The sequence below is a fragment of the Corallococcus sp. AS-1-6 genome (assembly GCF_020037015.1).
GTDB lineage: Bacteria > Myxococcota > Myxococcia > Myxococcales > Myxococcaceae > Corallococcus.
In genome coordinates this window covers 33,395-49,489 of the sequence record NZ_JAIQDE010000031.1, presented here as the reverse complement: position 1 = coordinate 49,489, position 16,095 = coordinate 33,395, and the positions used below count along the sequence as shown (strand labels likewise).

The 16,095-nt window shown below is 71.1% G+C and carries 12 protein-coding genes; 9 read left to right on the top strand and 3 right to left on the bottom strand.

The features are described 5' to 3' along the window. The first annotated feature begins 8 nt into the window (after nucleotides 1-8). Nucleotides 9-905 (top strand): NAD(P)-dependent oxidoreductase, encoded by an 897-nt coding sequence (locus K8612_RS32475; RefSeq protein WP_373692154.1) that lies wholly within the window; start codon nucleotides 9-11, stop codon nucleotides 903-905. A gap of 7 nt (nucleotides 906-912) precedes the next feature. On the opposite strand, the gene asnS is transcribed toward K8612_RS32475, so the two are convergent. Then, nucleotides 913-2,313 carry an asparagine--tRNA ligase gene (gene asnS, locus K8612_RS32470; protein WP_223743841.1) on the bottom strand — a complete coding sequence of 467 codons (1,401 nt, stop codon included), beginning with the start codon at nucleotides 2,311-2,313 and terminating at the stop codon, nucleotides 913-915. 217 nt (nucleotides 2,314-2,530) lie between these two features. Between asnS and leuS the strand changes: the two genes are divergently transcribed. The 3 genes from leuS (at nucleotide 2,531) to lptE (ending at nucleotide 6,226) form a co-directional block, all read left to right on the top strand. Beyond that, nucleotides 2,531-5,032 carry a leucine--tRNA ligase gene (leuS, locus tag K8612_RS32465; RefSeq protein WP_223765080.1) on the top strand — a complete coding sequence of 834 codons (2,502 nt, stop codon included), beginning with the start codon at nucleotides 2,531-2,533 and terminating at the stop codon, nucleotides 5,030-5,032. An 18-nt stretch (nucleotides 5,033-5,050) separates the two neighbouring features. Beyond that, the gene (locus K8612_RS32460) at nucleotides 5,051-5,641 is read left to right on the top strand and encodes a hypothetical protein (protein ID WP_223765079.1); all 591 of its coding nucleotides are present in this window, start codon (nucleotides 5,051-5,053) and stop codon (nucleotides 5,639-5,641) included. Nucleotides 5,642-5,704: 63 nt separating this feature from the next. Further along, nucleotides 5,705-6,226 carry an LPS assembly lipoprotein LptE gene (gene lptE, locus K8612_RS32455; RefSeq protein WP_223743844.1) on the top strand — a complete coding sequence of 174 codons (522 nt, stop codon included), beginning with the start codon at nucleotides 5,705-5,707 and terminating at the stop codon, nucleotides 6,224-6,226. A 46-nt stretch (nucleotides 6,227-6,272) separates the two neighbouring features. Here lptE and rpsT read toward each other — a convergent pair whose 3' ends face one another. Beyond that, complete coding sequence (rpsT, locus tag K8612_RS32450) at nucleotides 6,273-6,539, bottom strand: 30S ribosomal protein S20 (protein ID WP_223765078.1); 267 nt, start codon at nucleotides 6,537-6,539, stop codon at nucleotides 6,273-6,275. A gap of 172 nt (nucleotides 6,540-6,711) precedes the next feature. Beyond that, the gene (gene mazG, locus K8612_RS32445; protein WP_223765077.1) at nucleotides 6,712-7,899 is read right to left on the bottom strand and encodes a nucleoside triphosphate pyrophosphohydrolase; all 1,188 of its coding nucleotides are present in this window, start codon (nucleotides 7,897-7,899) and stop codon (nucleotides 6,712-6,714) included. 106 nt (nucleotides 7,900-8,005) lie between these two features. Between mazG and K8612_RS32440 the strand changes: the two genes are divergently transcribed. From K8612_RS32440 to ybeY, 5 genes are all read left to right on the top strand, one after another. Next, complete coding sequence (locus tag K8612_RS32440) at nucleotides 8,006-10,159, top strand: tetratricopeptide repeat protein (RefSeq protein WP_223765076.1); 2,154 nt, start codon at nucleotides 8,006-8,008, stop codon at nucleotides 10,157-10,159. Nucleotides 10,160-10,162: 3 nt separating this feature from the next. Then, complete coding sequence (locus K8612_RS32435) at nucleotides 10,163-11,281, top strand: DUF4388 domain-containing protein (RefSeq protein WP_223765075.1); 1,119 nt, start codon at nucleotides 10,163-10,165, stop codon at nucleotides 11,279-11,281. 96 nt (nucleotides 11,282-11,377) lie between these two features. Continuing rightward, a complete protein-coding gene (locus K8612_RS32430; protein WP_223765074.1) occupies nucleotides 11,378-12,448 on the top strand; it encodes a PhoH family protein in 1,071 nt (356 codons plus the stop codon). Nucleotides 12,449-12,662: 214 nt separating this feature from the next. Then, complete coding sequence (locus K8612_RS32425; protein ID WP_223765073.1) at nucleotides 12,663-15,176, top strand: HD family phosphohydrolase; 2,514 nt, start codon at nucleotides 12,663-12,665, stop codon at nucleotides 15,174-15,176. Continuing rightward, complete coding sequence (gene ybeY / locus K8612_RS32420) at nucleotides 15,173-16,054, top strand: rRNA maturation RNase YbeY (RefSeq protein WP_223765072.1); 882 nt, start codon at nucleotides 15,173-15,175, stop codon at nucleotides 16,052-16,054. Before K8612_RS32425 ends, ybeY begins: the two co-directional genes overlap by 4 nt. Nucleotides 16,055-16,095: the final 41 nt, after the last annotated feature.

Sequence of the window (16,095 nt, the reverse complement as noted above, 5' to 3'; positions counted from 1 at the left end):
AAGGGAGCATCTCCATGAAGGTCGGCTTCATCGGGTTGGGGAACATGGGCACGCCGATGGCGAAGAACCTGGCCGGCGCGGGCCATGAGCTCGTCGTCTGGAACCGCACCGCCTCCAAGGCGGAGCCGCTGAAGGAGCAGGGCGCGCGCGTGGCGAAGACGCCCGCGGAGGCCGCCCGCGACGCGGAGGTCGTCGTGTCCATGCTCGCGGACGACCACGCCGCGGAGGAGGCCGTGCTGGGGAAGGACGGAGTCGTCAGCGCCCTGTCGAGGAACGCCATCCACGTCTCCTCCAGCACCATCTCCGTCGCGCTGTCGGAGCGCCTGACGAAGGCGCACACGGACGCGGGGCAGGGCTACGTCTCCGCCCCTGTCTTCGGCCGGCCCGAGGCCGCCGCGGGCAAGCAGCTCTGGGTCGTCGCCGCGGGGCCGAAGGCGCAGGTGGATCGGGTGCGACCGGTGCTCACGGCCCTGGGGCGCGGCCTCACGGAGCTGGGGGAGCGGCCCTCCGCCGCGAACACGGTGAAGCTGTCCGGCAACTTCCTCATCGCGTCGATGATGGAGGCCCTGTCGGAGTCCTTCGCGCTCGCGGAGAAGTGCGGCGTGGAGCGCGCCGCGTTCCTGGACGTCTTCAAGTCCGTCTTCGCCAAGGCCCCCATCTTCGAGAACTACGCGGGCGCCATCGCGAAGGGGCAGTACACGCCCGCGGGCTTCGCGCTGCGCCTGGGCCTCAAGGACGTGTCACTGGCGCTCGAGGCGGGAAGGGCCGCCGAGGTGCCCCTCCCGCTGGCGAGCCTCCTTCGAGACCACTTCCTCACCGGCGTCGCCCAGGGGCGCGGCGATGAGGACTGGTCCGCGCTCGGCGCGCTCGCGCAGGAGCGCGCCGGCATCACGAAGAAGCCCTGAGCCCGGACTAGAACGTCGCGGAGCCCGGGACGCGCGGGTAGGGGATGGCGTCCCGGATGTTCTGCAGGCCGCACATGTAGACGATGAGCCGCTCGAACCCCAGGCCGAAGCCCGCGTGCGGCACCGTGCCGTAGCGGCGCAGGTCGCGGTACCACTGGTAGTGCGCGGGATCGAGGCCGAACTTCCTCATGCGCGCGTCCAGCACGTCCAGGCGCTCCTCGCGCTGGCTGCCGCCGATGATCTCCCCGATGCCCGGCGCGAGCACGTCCATCGCGGCCACGGTCTTCCCGTCGTCGTTGATGCGCATGTAGAAGGCCTTGATGGCCTCCGGGTAGTTCATCACCACCACGGGCCGGCCCACGTGCTCCTCGGTGAGGTAGCGCTCGTGCTCCGTCTGGAGGTCCTTGCCCCACTCCGGCGTGTACTCGAACTTCTTCTTCGCCTTCTGGAGGATGGAGACGGCCTCCGTGTAGTCGATGCGCTCGAAGCTGGAGCCGATGAACTTCTCCATCCGCTCCGTGACGCCCTTCTGCTGGCGCTCCTCGAAGAACTTCATGTCCGGCGCGCACTCCTCCAGCACGGCCTTGAACACGTATTTGAGGAACCGCTCCGCCAGCGCCGCGTCCTCGTTGAGGTCCGCGAAGGCGATCTCCGGCTCAATCATCCAGAACTCGGCCAGGTGCCGCGTGGTGTTGCTGTTCTCCGCGCGGAACGTGGGGCCGAACGTGTAGACCTTGGACATGGCCAGGCAGTACGCCTCCACGTTCAACTGCCCGGACACGGTGAGGTAGGCCTCCTTGCCGAAGAAGTCCTTGCCCCAGTCAATCTTGCCGTCCTGCCCGCGCGGCGGGTTGTTCGCGTCCAGCGTGGACACGCGGAACATCTGCCCCGCGCCCTCCGCGTCGCTCGCGGTGATGATGGGCGTGTTCACCCAGCAGAAGCCTTCACCGTGGAAGAAGCGGTGCACCGCCTGCGCCGCCGCGTTGCGCACGCGGGTGATGGCCCCGAAGGTGTTGGTGCGCACGCGCAGGTGCGCCACCTCGCGCAGGAACTCCAGCGAGTGCTGCTTCGGCTGGATGGGGTAGGTGTCCGGGTCGTCCACCAGGCCCAGCACCTGCACCTCGTCCGCCTGGATTTCGAAGGCCTGCCCCTTGCCCTGCGACTGCACCAGCGTGCCCCGGCAGATGACGGAGGCGCCCGCGGTGAGGTGCAGGACCTCCTTCTCGTAATTGGGCAGCGAATTGGGCGCGACGACCTGGATGGGGTCGAAGACCGACCCGTCGCTCACGTTCACGAAGCTGATGCCCGCCTTGGAGTCGCGGCGCGTCCGCACCCAGCCGCGCACCTCCACCTTCGAGCCCGCTTCGACGGCCCCCGACAGGGCCTTCTTCACACTCACGACCTGCATGGTGCTCTCCCTCTGCTCCAGACCGGGAAGGCGAGTTAGTCGCGCCCGGCCCCGAGGGCAAGCACCGAGCGAGGCCCCACCCCGGCCCGGGGCCGGCCCGGTCCCCGCCCATCCAGGTTTCCCGGTCAGGGCCCCGGGGCCGCCAGCCGTCCAGGCTTTCGACGCGCCAAGACTTGTTGCCCGCGTGTCCTACCTCCCGCTAAGAGACCGAGAAGCCATGGCGATGAACGAGCGTTACGAGCCGCAGTCGATTGAAGGAAAGTGGCAGACCCGCTGGGAGCAGGAGGGCCTCTTCCGGGCAGGCAGGCGCCCGGATGCCCCGAAGAAGTACGTCCTGGAGATGCTGCCGTACCCCAGTGGCCAGATGCACATGGGGCACGTGCGCAACTACCTCATCGGGGACGTCTACGCGCGCTACTACCAGATGCGCGGCTTCGACGTGCTGCACCCCATGGGCTGGGACGCCTTCGGCCTGCCGGCGGAGAACGCGGCCATCAAGGACGGCGTCCACCCGGCCATCCGCACCCGCGAGAACATCGAGTCGTTCAAGGCGGAGATCAAGACGCTCGGCTACAGCTACGACTGGACGCGCGAGGTCAACACCAGCCAGCCGGAGTACTACCGCTGGAACCAGTGGTTCTTCCTCCAGATGCTCGAGCGCGGGCTCGTCTATCGCCGCTTCAGCAAGGTGAACTGGTGTACGGGCTGCCACACCGTCATCGCCAACGAGCAGGTGAAGGACGGCCGCTGCGAGCGCTGCGACTCCGAGGTGCAGGACAAGGAGATGCCCGAGTGGGCGTTCCGCATCACCCGGTACTCGCAGGACCTGCTCGACGCGCTCGACACGCTCAAGGAGTGGCCGGACCGCATCACCTCCGCCCAGCGCAACTGGATTGGCCGCTCGGATGGCGCGGAGGTGGACTTCCGCGTGCAGGGGCATGACGCTGGACTGCGCGTCTTCACCACGCGCGTGGACACGCTCTTCGGCTGCACCTACGTGGTGCTCGCGCCGGACCACAAGCTCGTGGCCCAGGTGACGACGGCGGACCGCCGCGCGGACGTGGACGCGTTCGCGAAGAAGATGGCCGCGCAGAACAAGACGGAGCGGCTGGGCGAGGACGCGGAGAAGGAGGGCGTCTTCACCGGCGGCTACGCGCTCAACCCGGTGACGGGCCAGCCGGTGCCCATCTGGATCGCCAACTTCGTGGTGAGCGACTACGGCACCGGCGCGGTGATGAGCGTGCCGGCGCACGACGCGCGCGACTTCGCCTTCGCGCGCAAGTACTCGCTGCCCGTGCGCGTGGTCATCCAGCCCGCGTCCGGCGACAAGCTGGGCGCCGGTGAGACGCTCGACGCGGCGTACACGGAGGACGGCGTCCTCGTGGACTCCGGTGACTTCACCGGCATGCCCTCCGCCGAGGCGCGCGTGAAGCTCGCCGCGAAGCTGGAGGCGCAGGGGCAGGGCAAGGCCACGGTGACGTACCGCCAGAAGGACTGGGGCTTCAGCCGCCAGCGCTACTGGGGCACGCCCATCCCCATCGTCTACTGCGAGAAGTGCGACCCCGAGCGCAAGGGCATCCCCGTCCCGGTGGAGCAGCTCCCGGTGCGGCTGCCGGACATCGACACGCAGGCGGTGCTCACCGGCAAGGGGGAGCCGCCGCTCGCGAAGGTGCCGGGGTTCGTCAACGCGACCTGCCCCAGGTGCGGTGGCCCCGCGCGCCGGGAGACGGAGACGATGGACACCTTCGTCGACTCCTGCTGGTACTTCGCGCGCTACCTGTCGCCGAAGTATGACGTGGCGCCCTTCGACCCGAAGGAGGGCCAGCGCTGGCTCCCCGTGGACATCTACGTGGGCGGCCCCGAGCACGGCGTGATGCACCTGCTCTACTTCCGCTTCTGGACCCGGGTGATGAAGCTCCTCGGGCTGTCGCCGGTGGACGAGCCCGTCACGCGGCTCATCACCCAGGGCATCGTCAACGGCGCGGACGGCCGGAAGATGGGCAAGCGCTACGGCAACGGCGTGGCGCCCAACACCATCGTGGCGAAGTACGGCGCGGACACGGCGCGCACCTACGTGCTCTTCGCGGGCCCGCCGGAGCGCGACTTCGACTGGTCCCACGAGCAGGTGGAGGGCGTGTTCCGCTTCCTCAAGCGCGTGTGGACGCTGGCCGCCACGCACCAGGCCTCCTCGGCGGAGGCCACGCACTCGGGCCCCTACGAGGGCAAGGCGCTGGAGACGCGCCGCGCGGCGCACAAGTGCGTCAAGCGCGTGACGGAGGCCATCGAGCGCCTGTCCTTCAACACCGCCGTCGCGGGCGTCATGGAGTGCGTGAACGCGCTCTACGCGGTGGGCACGCCGGAGACGCCCGCGGAGAAGGCGGCCATGGGCGAGGCGGTGCGGCTGCTCGCGCGCATCCTCACCCCCATCGCGCCGCACATCGCGGACGAGCTGGCGGAGGCCTACGGCGCGAAGGCGTCCACCGTCACGGAGTCCTGGCCGGAGTTCGACCCGGCGCTGGTGGTGGACGACGTGATTCCGTACGCCGTGCAGGTGAACGGCAAGCTGCGCGCGGAGGTGCGCGTGGCGGCGGACGCGGCCGAGGCGGACGTGCGCGCGGCGGCGGAGGCGGACGACAAGGTGAAGGCCGCGCTCGAAGGCAAGACGCTGCGCAAGTTCGTCTTCGTGCCCAAGCGGCTGGTGAACTTCGTCGTCGGCTGACGGCGGGAGGGAGGGGCGGTGCCCGCGGAAGTGCTCGTCATGTGCTCCGCCTGCGGGCGCCCCCAGACGGCGGCCCGGCGCCGCTGCGCCTTCTGCAACGCGGAGCTGCCGGAGGCGCCCCTGCCGCCCCGGTCTCCCGAGGGTTCGGAGACGCCCGCGCCGTGGCCGGGCGTCACCCCGCTGGCGCTGGACCTGGGCAACCGGCGCGCCCTGGCCGTGAACGACGCGCGGCTGTCATTCCAGGGGCGCCCGGGTGGAGGCCCGGCGCTCGACGTGCCCTGGGCGCGGGTGAAGCGGCTGGAGTGGAGCACGCGCCCATACCTGGAGGCGCTGGGCCTGCTCGCCTTCACGGCGCTGGGCCTCCTCTGGGCGCCGACGCAGGCGGTGCGGATCATGGCGCTGGCCGCGGGCGTGCTCGGCGTGATGCTTACGGGGCTCTACCGTCACCACGGCCTCACCGTGGAGCTGGATGACGGCTCACGGATGCGGTGGCCCCTGGGCATGGCGCCAAGAGGCTCGGCCCGGGAGGCGCGGCTCCAGGTGGCCCGCGCCGCGCTGGCGGAAGCAGGTCGCGTGCGGCGCGTGCCGGTGGCCGGCTTCGACGCCTGAGGGCGGTGCCGCCTCCCACTCCGTCGCTTGACGGAGGATCGCGGCCGGGTAGGGTGCGCGCCCATGCGGCCCTCCAGGAACGCGATTCAAACGGGTGCGGTGAAGGCGTTCCGGTGGGGCGTGGTGGCTACGGCGATGCTGGGCGCCGGGTGCGGCTACCGCTTCAGCCCGTGGGGCTCCGCGCTGCCGGAGGGAGCGGGGCAGGTGTGCGCGCCCATCTTCGCCAACGAGACGCCGGAGCCCGCGCTGGAGAACCTCTTCACGCGCTACCTGCGGCAGAACCTCATCGAAGCGGGCCGGCTGGCCAGCGCTCCAGGCTGCACGTCCACGGTGGAGGGGGCGGTGCTCAACATCTGGACGTCCCCGACCATCATCCCCAACAACTACCGCATCTCCACCACCGTGCGGCTGCGCCTCGTCAAGGAGGGGCAACTGCTCGGGGAGACGGTGGTGTCGGGGACCGAGGACTACCTCCAGGGACGCGGGAACGTCCTGGAAGCCGAGGCCAACCGTCAGGCCGCGCTGGCGCGCCTGGCGGAGTTGCTCATGCGCGACGGCTACGATCGGCTGGCCAGCACCTGGTGAGGACCGGGGAGCCCGGTCCTCGACGCGCGGTGGTGCTACGGGACGACTAGGCCGTCGCCTTCGCGGCGGCCTTGGCCAGACGGGAGATGCGGCGCGCGGCGGTGCGCTTGTGCAGGACGCCCTTGCTGGCCGCCTTGTTGAGGGTCTTGGAAGCCGCCTTCAGCGCGTCCGTCGTCTTCGAACCGTCCTTGGAGGCAATGGCCTCGCGGGCGGACTTGACGGCGTCCTTCACGGTCGTCCGGACGTTCACGTTCCGGGCGCGGCGCTTCAGGGACTGGCGGTAACGCTTCTCTGCGGACTTGGTGTTCGCCAAGGCAATGCTCCAGCGGAAGGCAAGGCAAGGAAAAAGAGGGGCCGTCCTTACTGCGACGCCCCGGTTGCGTCAAGGCACGCGTGCGATCGCGATCAGGATTTCCAGTTCCGGAACCCCCGGGAGGCCCCCGGAATGCCTCCCGGGGCCCCACCGGCGCCTGTCGCCGGAAGAATCAAGCCGACGGGGCGGCGTATTCCCACCGCAACCCGGCCGGATCCACGAACTGGAAGCCCGCCTCGGGGGTGGCGCGCGCCACCAGGCGCCCCGGGTGGTGGGCCCGGAACAGCTCCAGGAGCCGGGCGACCCCCGCGGACGAGGGGGCCTCCAGGGTGATGGCCACCGGGGACGCGGCCTGCGCCTGGTCGTTGCCCGGCATGAAGACGAGCCCCAGGCCCGCGCCCGTGTAGGCCGCCGTGCCATCCGTCGTCCGGGTGGGGGCCCAGCCCAGCCAGGAGGCCAGCTCATCCCAGAAGGCCTTCTGGGCCGCCACGTCCGGCACCGCCAGGCGCAGGGTGGCCACGGACGCGCGCGGCGGGTGGCTGGGCGGGGGCAGCGCCTTCTCCACGGCCTTCGCGGCCTGCCAGTGGCGCTCCATGTGCGCGAGCGTGGCGCCGCCGAAGGGGACGTTCTCCTCGTTCAGCTTCGCCTCGATGTACTGGAAGCGGGTGACGAAGCGGCGCGTGGCCATGCGCAGCGCGTCCTCCGCGGGCGTCTTCACGAAGCGCGCGAGGTTCGCGAGCGAGAACAGGACGTCCCCCAGCTCGTGCTCGATGGCGTCCCGGTCGCCCGACGCGATGGCCTCGTCCAGCTCGCGCAGCTCCTCGTCCAGCTTGCCGCGCACCCCGGCCAGGTCCGGCCAGTCGAAGCCGATGCGGCTGGCCTTCTCCGTCAGGCGCTCCGCGCGCAGCAGGGACGGGGCCGCGGTGGGCACGCCGTCCAGCACGGAGCCCGCGCGCCCGGTCTTCTTCTTGCGCTCCTCCGCCTTCAGTTGCGCCCAGTTGGCCAGCACCTGCTCGGCGCCCTTCACCTGCTGATCCCCGAACACGTGCGGGTGCCGGCTGGTGATCTTGTCGCTGATCGCCGCGCAGACGTCCGCCATCGTGAACTCGCCCAGCTCCGCCGCCAACTGCGCGTGGAAGACAATCTGGAAGAGCAGATCCCCCAGCTCCTCGCACAGCGGGCGCCACGGGCCGCCGTCGGCGACGCGGTCCATCTCGTCCAGGACCTCGAACGCCTCCTCGGTCAGATAGGGGCGCAGCGAGCGCAGGTCCTGCTCGCGGTCCCACGGGCAGCCGCCCTCGGCCCGAAGGCGCCGCATGATCTCCACCAGTCGTTCCAGCTCCGTTCCAGGCGCCGCCATTCATTCACTCCCGAGCAATCCCCCCGCCGGGGGCTCCTGTAGCACGGGCGGTGGGCACCACATGATTTCGGATCGTCCCGCCTGTCGCCTATCATCGGACGTCCGGATGCTCCGCTCGTTCCTCGGCCTGTGTTGCAGCCTCGTGCTGCTTGTTCCCGCGCGCGCCCCTGCGTTGATGCAGGAGCCGCTCCTGCGCATCGAGGAGAAGGTCATCGAGCCGGAGCCGGACCCCAGCACCTTCCAGGCCACGGAGGATGATCCGGTGGAGGACCCCGGCCCCGAGGAGGCCGACGAACCGGATCCCGAGCCCCGCCCCGACAACCGGCGCCGCGTCATCGCCCCGCCGCCCCTGAAGCCCGCCGCCCCCGCCGAACCCGCGCCCCCGCCCGTCGTCGTCCCGGTCCGTCCCGCCGTCACCCCGGTGATGGCGCCGAAGGTGACGGACGCGGAGCTGCTGGCCGCCTGGGAGAAGTGGAAGGCGGCGCGCTCCCGCAACGACCTGGCCGCGGCGGCCGCCGCCCAGAAGGAGCTGCTCACGCTGCGCGAGGAGGTGCTCGCCTCCGACCTGGAGCCCCTGAGCATGGGCTTCGTGCGCGAGGCCGGGGTCCGCCGCCGCGCCGGGGACCTGACCGGCGCGCTCGCGCTCCTGGACGTGGCCGTGGCCCTATCGCCCGGGCTGCCCGCCGCGCGCTTCGCCCGGGCGGAGGCCTACGTGGTGGGGGATCCGTTGAACGTGCCGCGCGCGGCGGGGGAGTGGAAGTCCGCCCTCGCGACGCTGCTCGGTGACGCCCGCTACCGCCGGCCCGCGCTCGCGGACCTGGGCGCGCTGGTGCTCGCGGCGTGGGCGGCCACGGCGGTGGCGGTGGTCGCGGTGCTCTTCCTGCGGCGGATCCGCTACGCGCTGCATGACTTCCACCACCTGTTCCCCCGGGCGGTGACGCGCTGGCAGTCCGGGCTGCTGGGCCTGATGCTCCTGGCGCTGCCCGCGGTGCTGGGCGCGGGCCTGGTGCCGGTGCTGCTCCTGCTCTTCGCCTCGGTGGCGCTGTACGTGGGCCGCGCCGAGCGCTGGGTGGCCGCGGTGCTGCTCATGGGCCTGGGCCTGATGCCGCTCGCCGCGGGGACCCTGACGCGCTTCACCGTCTTCGCCGGCACGCCCGCGGAGGACGTCTACCTCCTGGAGCGCGGAGGCCTGTCCGCGGAGGGCGCGGCGGCCCGCGTTCGCGCCCGCGCGGAGGCGCGCACCGCCCGCTTCCAGGAGCTGGGCGCGCTCGCCTGGTACGAAGCGCGCCGGGGCCTGCTGGAGGAGGCGCGGGCGGACTTCAAGGCGGCCTCCGCCCTCAAGTCCGGCGACGCGCGGATGCTCACGCGCTTTGGCAACGCGCTGTTGGGCCTGGGCGACGTGGACGGCGCGGTGCTGCTCTATACGCAGGCGTCCAAGGCGGATCCATCCATGGCCGCGCCGCACTACAACCTGGGGCAGGTGTACCGGCGCCGGGCCCGCCTTCTCCCGGATGATCAGGTGGGCAAGGAGCTGGACCGCTCCACCTCCGCCATCGCCCAGGCGCAGGCCCTGGACAACGCGCTCCTGCGCCGGGACCCGCCGCCGGAGGACCGCCCCCTGCTCAACCTCCTGCTGCTGGCCCCGACGGTGCCGGAGCGCGACTGGCTGGACCTGGCGGACGGCACCCAGGAGGGCGCCCGCGTGGAGGGGCAGGTGGGCCGGTGGCTGTCGCCCCTCCTGCCGGTGGGCCCGGTGGGCTGGGGGCTGACCGCGGTATTCGCGGCGCTCGTCGCCGTCCTCGGGGAAGCCTCCTGGCGCATGAAGGCGTCTCGCGGCTGCGAGCGGTGCGGAAGCGCCATCTGCCTGCGCTGCGACAAGGACCTGTCCGTGGGCAGCGCGATGTGCGGCCAGTGCGTCCACGTCTACGCGCGCAAGAGCCAGGTGCCCAAGGAGTTCCGCTCGCGCAAGCAGGGCGAGGTGGACCGCCACCAGGCCTGGACGAAGCGGGTGACGTACGTGCTGGGCAGCCTGGTGGCCGGCGCGGGCCACGTGGGCACGGGCCTGCCGGTGCGGGGCGCCCTCTATGCCTTCCTGTTCAGCTTCGCGGTGGCCGCGCTGGTGCTCCACCGGGGCCTCGTCCGCACGCCGTACGGGGACGTGCCGCTGTACCTCAAGCTCGTGCCCGCGGGCACGGTCCTCTTCTTCGTCTACCTGCTGACCCTGCGCGGCCTGCGCCGCCACCAGCGGGGGGAGGCCTGAGCCATGTCCCTCAAGGGAACCCTCAAGGACTTCGGCATCGGCGACATCCTGCAGTTGATTGGCCAGCAGCAGAAGACCGGCACGCTCCACCTGCGCAACAAGGACCAGGAGGTGCGCGTCGGCTTCCAGGACGGCCACATCATCAAGGCCGAGAGCCTCACCCGGAAGCGCAAGGAACTCATCGGCGCCATGCTGGTGCGCGCCGAGATCATCACGGAGACCCAACTGGAGGCGGCGCTGGAGGTCCAGAAGCGCACCCTCAAGCGCCTGGGCGACGTGCTGGTGCAGAGCCACGCCCTCACCGCGGAGCGCTTCCAGCAGATGGCCCAGCTCCAGGTGACGGAGACGCTCTACCGCCTCTTCACCTGGAAGGCGGGCACCTACGAGTTCATCCAGGAGCCCGTGGAGCCCGGCCCCGAAGGCATCACCCCGCTGCGCGCGGAGACGGTGCTGATGGAGGGCTTCCGGATGGTGGACGAGTGGCCCGTCATCCGGAAGCGCATCCACCGCGACGACATGACCTTCGAGCGCGTCAAGGCGCTCCCGCCGCCCCGCGCCAACGCCGACGAGGGCGGGGAGCTGGGCGTCATCGGGCCGTCGGAGCGCCACGTCTACGAGGAGATCGCCGTGGGGCGCGACCTGCGCCGCATGGTGGACCTCTGCGGCCTGGGCGAGTTCGAGACCTGCAAGGCGCTCTACAACCTGGTCAAGGGCGACTACGTGCGCGCCATCGACCCGGAAGGCCGCGCGCCCGTGCCGGAGGACACCCGCTTCCTCGCCCGGGTGGCGGGGCCCGTGGGCCGCATCGCGGTGACCATGGCGGTCATCGCGGGGCTGGCCTTCATCGCGTCCCGCTGGGTCGGGGGCGCGGGGCGCGAGCCCGGCGCCTCCCGGCTGGGAGACCCCGCCGCCCAGCGTCAGATTGCCCACGCGCAGCGCGTCCGCATCGAGGCCGCGCTGGAGGTGTTCCAGTTGGAGAAGGGCGACCTCCCGGAGCGGTTGGATGCTTTGGTCGATGCCGGATTGTTGACTCCGGAGGAACTGCGCTACCCGTGGCGGGAGGAGTACTATTACCGCCGCACGGCCGCCCGGCAGTTCATCCTCCTACCGCCCGTGCGCTAGCCCGTGGGCAGGCTCGCCTTCGAGAGACGGCGGGCGAGGGGGGAGGGGCGACGTTAAATTGAGGGCGAGCGATCACTGAACGAGGAACGACGCGCATTGCGAAATCCCGCCACGCTGGAAGTGCCCGCAGCTCGCGCTGAAACCACCCCCACCTCCGCCAAGGTGGACGTCCGTGACAACGAGACGACCCAGGCCCTGTGCGGAAACCAGAACGAAAACCTCAAGCTGATGGAGCGGCGCCTGGGGGTCCGGGTGGGGCAGCGCGGTACGGAGCTGCTTCTCTCGGGGCCCGCGGACGCGGTCGCCTTCGCGGTCCGCCTCGTGGAGAACCTGGAGGAGATGATCCGCGCCGGACGGCCCGTCTACCGCGAGGACGTGGAGCAGGCCATCAAGGTCCTGGGCCGCGGCACGGAGTCGCTGCAGGAGGTCATGCTCGGCACCGTCCTCAAGAGCTCCGGCAACCGGCAGATCGCCCCCAAGAGCATCGCGCAGAAGCGCTACGTGGACGCCATCCGCGCCCACGACATCGTCTTCGGCGTGGGCCCCGCCGGCACCGGCAAGACGTACCTCGCCATGGCCATGGCGGTCGCCTTCCTCCAGGAGCGCAAGGTCAAGCGCATCATCCTGGCGCGCCCCGCCGTGGAGGCCGGTGAGAAGCTCGGCTTCCTCCCCGGCGACCTGGCGGAGAAGGTGAACCCGTACCTGCGCCCGCTCTACGACGCGCTGCACGACATGATGGCCGTGGAGCGCGCCCAGCACCTGGTGGAGCAGGGAGTGGTGGAGGTGGCGCCGCTCGCGTTCATGCGCGGCCGCACCCTCAACGACGCCTTCGTCATCCTCGACGAGGCGCAGAACACCACCGTGGAGCAGATGAAGATGTTCCTCACCCGCCTGGGCTACAACAGCAAGGCGGTCATCACCGGCGACGTGACCCAGGTGGACCTGCCCACGGGCAAGCTGTCCGGCCTGAACCACGCGCGCTCCGTGCTGCGGAACATCGAAGGCATCCACTTCTCGGAGTTCTCCGACGTGGACGTCGTGCGCCACCCGCTGGTGCAGGAGGTCATCCGCGCCTACGAGCGCTCCGAGGCCGCCCAGAAGGAGGCCCAGGCCGCCCGCGAGGCCCCCGAAGCCGCCGCCCCTCCGGCGGAAGGCGCGGAGTCCTGACCGCCTGACGCCGCGCCCGCCACCCCCGCTCCCAGCCTCGCGCCGGGACGGGGGGGGAGTCGCTTATGGGCTTACACTGCTGCCTGTTGGCTTACTCGCAAATTTCGCAGAGCGAACTGGCGTCCGGGCGGCGGCTGTCCCACCCTCACGAATTTTCCCCGTCCCTGCTTCCTTGTAGGGAGCCTGACGTCTTCGCAGGGTGAGGAGTTCCCCCATGGCCGATCCTGAATCACCAACCCCCGGGCCCAGTCCGCTGGACGCGCTCGCGGTGCGCCTGGGGCTCGGGCGGCGTGGGGAGTGGGGCCGGCGCGTCGTGCAGGCCCTGCTGCTGCTCGTCGTCTCGGTGGGGGCGGGCTTCGTCATCTCCCCGGGCCTCTACAGCCAGCAGATCCCTGCGCTCACCGCGGAGAACCTGGGCAAGCCCTTCCGGGCCAACTCGCCCGCCGGCTTCAAGGCCGCGCGCGACTACGACATCGTCCACCAGTCGATGACGGAGCAGCGCCGCCGCGAGGCCCGCAGCGCCGTGCGTCCGGTGTACGACCTCAACCCGGCGGTGGTGGGCAACCTGCGCGCGTCCGTGCGCGCGGCCTTCGCCTCCGCGCGCGCGCACCTGGAGGAGGAGAAGGAGGCCCGCGCCGAGGAGACCCCGCCGGAGGAGGGCCAGGCCAAACGCCGCCGCGCCACGCCGCTCACCCCGGAGGCCCTGGAGCGCCAGCGCCGCGACCGCGAGGAGATGCAGGCCCGGTTCCAGGAGCAGCTCTTCGGCCAGCGGGACGCGGGGCTGGAGTCGGAGGACTTCCAGGCGCTCACCGCCAACGGCTTCTCGGAGGAGGCGGAGACCGCCACCCTGGTGCTGCTGGACCGCGCCTACCGCGCGGACGGCGGCCCGGTGTACGTGGCCGGCTCGCGGGAGGAGCTGGTGCGCGAGGCGCCCCAGGGCCTCACCGTGCGCGACGTGCAGCACAAGAACGAGGAGACGCTGCCCGCGGGCGCCGCCCAGGTGGTGGACATGCGGGAGGCCCACCAGGAGCTGGACCGGTTCGCCTCCGTGCCCGGCAACGTGATGCCGGAGGCCCCGGCCGTGCAGCGCCGCGCGGTGCTGAGAATCGCCAAGCGGCTCGTGCGCCCCAGCCTGACCATCAACATCGCGGAGACGGACCTGCGCCGCCGGCTCGCGGGCGACGCGGTGAAGGACGCCGTCATCTCCATCAAGAAGGGCCAGCGCGTCATCGGCGACGGCGAGCTCGTCAACGAAACGCACCTCGTCATGCTGCGCGGGATGCGCGCGCAGACGGACCGCCTGGACCTGGTCCAGCTCCAGGTGGGCGGCACGGGCCTGGTGGCCCTGCTGGTGGTGGCCTTCTACGGCTTCTGCCGCGCCGCCTTCCGCCGCTTCCGCCCCACGCGCAAGGACGGCGTGCTCCTGGGCCTGCTGCTGGTGGGCCTGCTGGGCCTGCTCCAGGTCTGGGTGTCCATCGCGGACGCGGTGCAGGACCGCTACACGGCGCTGCCCATCGAAGCGTTCTATTACGCCTTCCCGGTGGCGGCGGGCGCCATGCTGGTGCGCTTCATCCTGACGCAGGAGCTGGCGCTCTTCTTCGCCATGGTGTTCGCGTGCCTCACGGGCGTGATGCTGGGCAACTCGCTGGCGTTCGGCATCTACACGCTGGTGGGCTCGCTGGTGGCGGCGGACCGCATCGTCAAGGCGAAGGACCGCGTGGGCATCTTCCGGGCGGGCCTCGTCACCGGCGTGGCCAACCTCATCGCGGTGCTCTTCCTGTTCCTCGTGGAGGGCAAGGGCCTGGCCGGGGACACGGTCATCACCGCGGTGTGCGCGTTCTTCGGCACCGCGCTCGCGGTCCCGGTGATGGTGATGGCGCTCACGCCGCTCATCGAGGCCACGTTCGGCTACGCGTCGGACATCAAGCTTTTGGAGCTGGCGAACCTGAACCACCCGGCGCTCAAGGAACTCATCGTCCAGGCGCCCGGCACGTACCACCACTCCATCATCATCGGCACGCTGGTGGAGAACGCGGCGGAGACGATTGGCGCGAACCCGCTGCTGGCGCGCTCGTGCGCGTACTACCACGACATCGGGAAGGGCCGGAACCCGCTCTACTTCGGGGAGAACCAGAAGGGGGAGAACCGGCATGACGGCCTGGCGCCCGCGATGAGCGCGGTCATCATCAAGCGCCACGTGACGGAAGGCCTGGAGATGGCCCGGCAGTACCGCCTGCCCAAGCTGGTGGCGGACGCCATCCCCCAGCACCACGGCACGCGCACGGTGGGCTTCTTCTTCCACAAGGCCCTGAAGGAGCAGGAGGGCAAGGAAGGCGCGCCCCCCATCGACGAGAGCATCTACCGCTACCCGGGCCCCAAGCCGCAGTTCCGCGAGGCGGCGCTGGTGATGATCGCCGACGCGGTGGAGGCCTCCACGCGCTCCATGCCGGACCCCACCAGCGCGAAGCTCCAGGCGCAGGTGCAGAAGATCATCAACATCATCTTCTCCGAGGGCCAGCTCGACGAGTGCGACCTGACGCTCAAGGACCTGAACCTCATCGCCCAGTCCTTCCTGCACACGCTGGAGGGCATCTACCACACGCGCCCTGTCTACCCGGCGGGCGCCATGGGCGGGGGCAAGGCCGGAGGCGCGCCGCTGATGATGGCGCCCGCGCCCGCGAAATCCGACGCGAAGGACCCGAAGGTGCGAACGGCGGGCATGTCATGAGCCGCAAGGTGGAGGGCGTGAAGCTGCGCAAGGGCAAGGTGATTCCGCGCGACGACGGCAAGCGCATCGAGGAGTTCGTCGGCGTGGCCAGCACGCAGACGGAGTCCGCCTCCGTGGCGCGCATGCGGGCGCCGCCGGGCTGGAGCGAACCCGCGCAGACGCCGGAGTTCGACGAGGTGGTGCTCGTCCTCACGGGCGAGCTCACCCTGGTGGTGGACGGCAAGCGCGAACGGATTGGCGCGGGCGAGGTGGGCCTGGTGCCGCGCGGCAAGCGCGTGGTGTACCGCAACGACTCGCAGGGCGCGTGTGACTACTGGTCCATCTGCGCCCCGGCGTTCCGCGTGGAGCTGGCGCACATGGAGAAGCCGGCGCCCAAGCCGAAGGCGGCGGACAACCACGTGACGGTGCAGGTGGCGCACGGGCAGGGCGCGGACTACGAGCGCCTGCTCACCACCTGGGCCCGCGACTACCTGAAGCGCCTGGGCCTCACCGGCTGCGAGCTGTCGCTGTCGCTCGTGGGGGACCGGGCCATCCGCCGGCTCAACCGCACCTGGCGGCAGAAGGACAAGGCCACGGACGTGCTGTCCTTCCCCGCGGGCGACCTGCCCAAGGGCACCCCGGGCCCCCGCCCGCTGGGCGACGTGGTCATCTCCCTGGACACGGCGAAGCGGCAGGCGAAGGAGTACGGCCGCACGCTGGAGTCGGAGATGGGCCGCTACCTGGCGCATGGCCTCCTGCACCTCCTGGGGCATGACCATGAGAAGCCCCGGGACGCGAAGCGCATGGCGGCCCTGGAGGAGCAGTTGCTGGGCGAGCGGGGCATGGTGGCGGACTCGCTGACCATCGACTCGCGCGCCCGCCGCGCGAAGCTCATCTGAAATCCCCGCCGGGGGGCTTGCGGCCCCCCGTGCCTCGTGTT

Bases quoted from the DNA above. Each gene is read 5' to 3' on its own strand.
- asnS (WP_223743841.1), bottom strand. From the start codon at position 2,313: ATGCAGGTCGTGAGTGTGAAGAAGGCCCTGTCGGGGGCCGTCGAAGCG.
- mazG (WP_223765077.1), bottom strand. From the start codon at position 7,899: ATGGCGGCGCCTGGAACGGAGCTGGAACGACTGGTGGAGATCATGCGG.
- K8612_RS32440 (WP_223765076.1), top strand. From the start codon at position 8,006: ATGCTCCGCTCGTTCCTCGGCCTGTGTTGCAGCCTCGTGCTGCTTGTT.
- K8612_RS32435 (WP_223765075.1), top strand. From the start codon at position 10,163: ATGTCCCTCAAGGGAACCCTCAAGGACTTCGGCATCGGCGACATCCTG.
- lptE (WP_223743844.1), top strand. From the start codon at position 5,705: ATGCGGCCCTCCAGGAACGCGATTCAAACGGGTGCGGTGAAGGCGTTC.
- K8612_RS32425 (WP_223765073.1), top strand. From the start codon at position 12,663: ATGGCCGATCCTGAATCACCAACCCCCGGGCCCAGTCCGCTGGACGCG.
- ybeY (WP_223765072.1), top strand. From the start codon at position 15,173: ATGAGCCGCAAGGTGGAGGGCGTGAAGCTGCGCAAGGGCAAGGTGATT.
- leuS (WP_223765080.1), top strand. From the start codon at position 2,531: ATGGCGATGAACGAGCGTTACGAGCCGCAGTCGATTGAAGGAAAGTGG.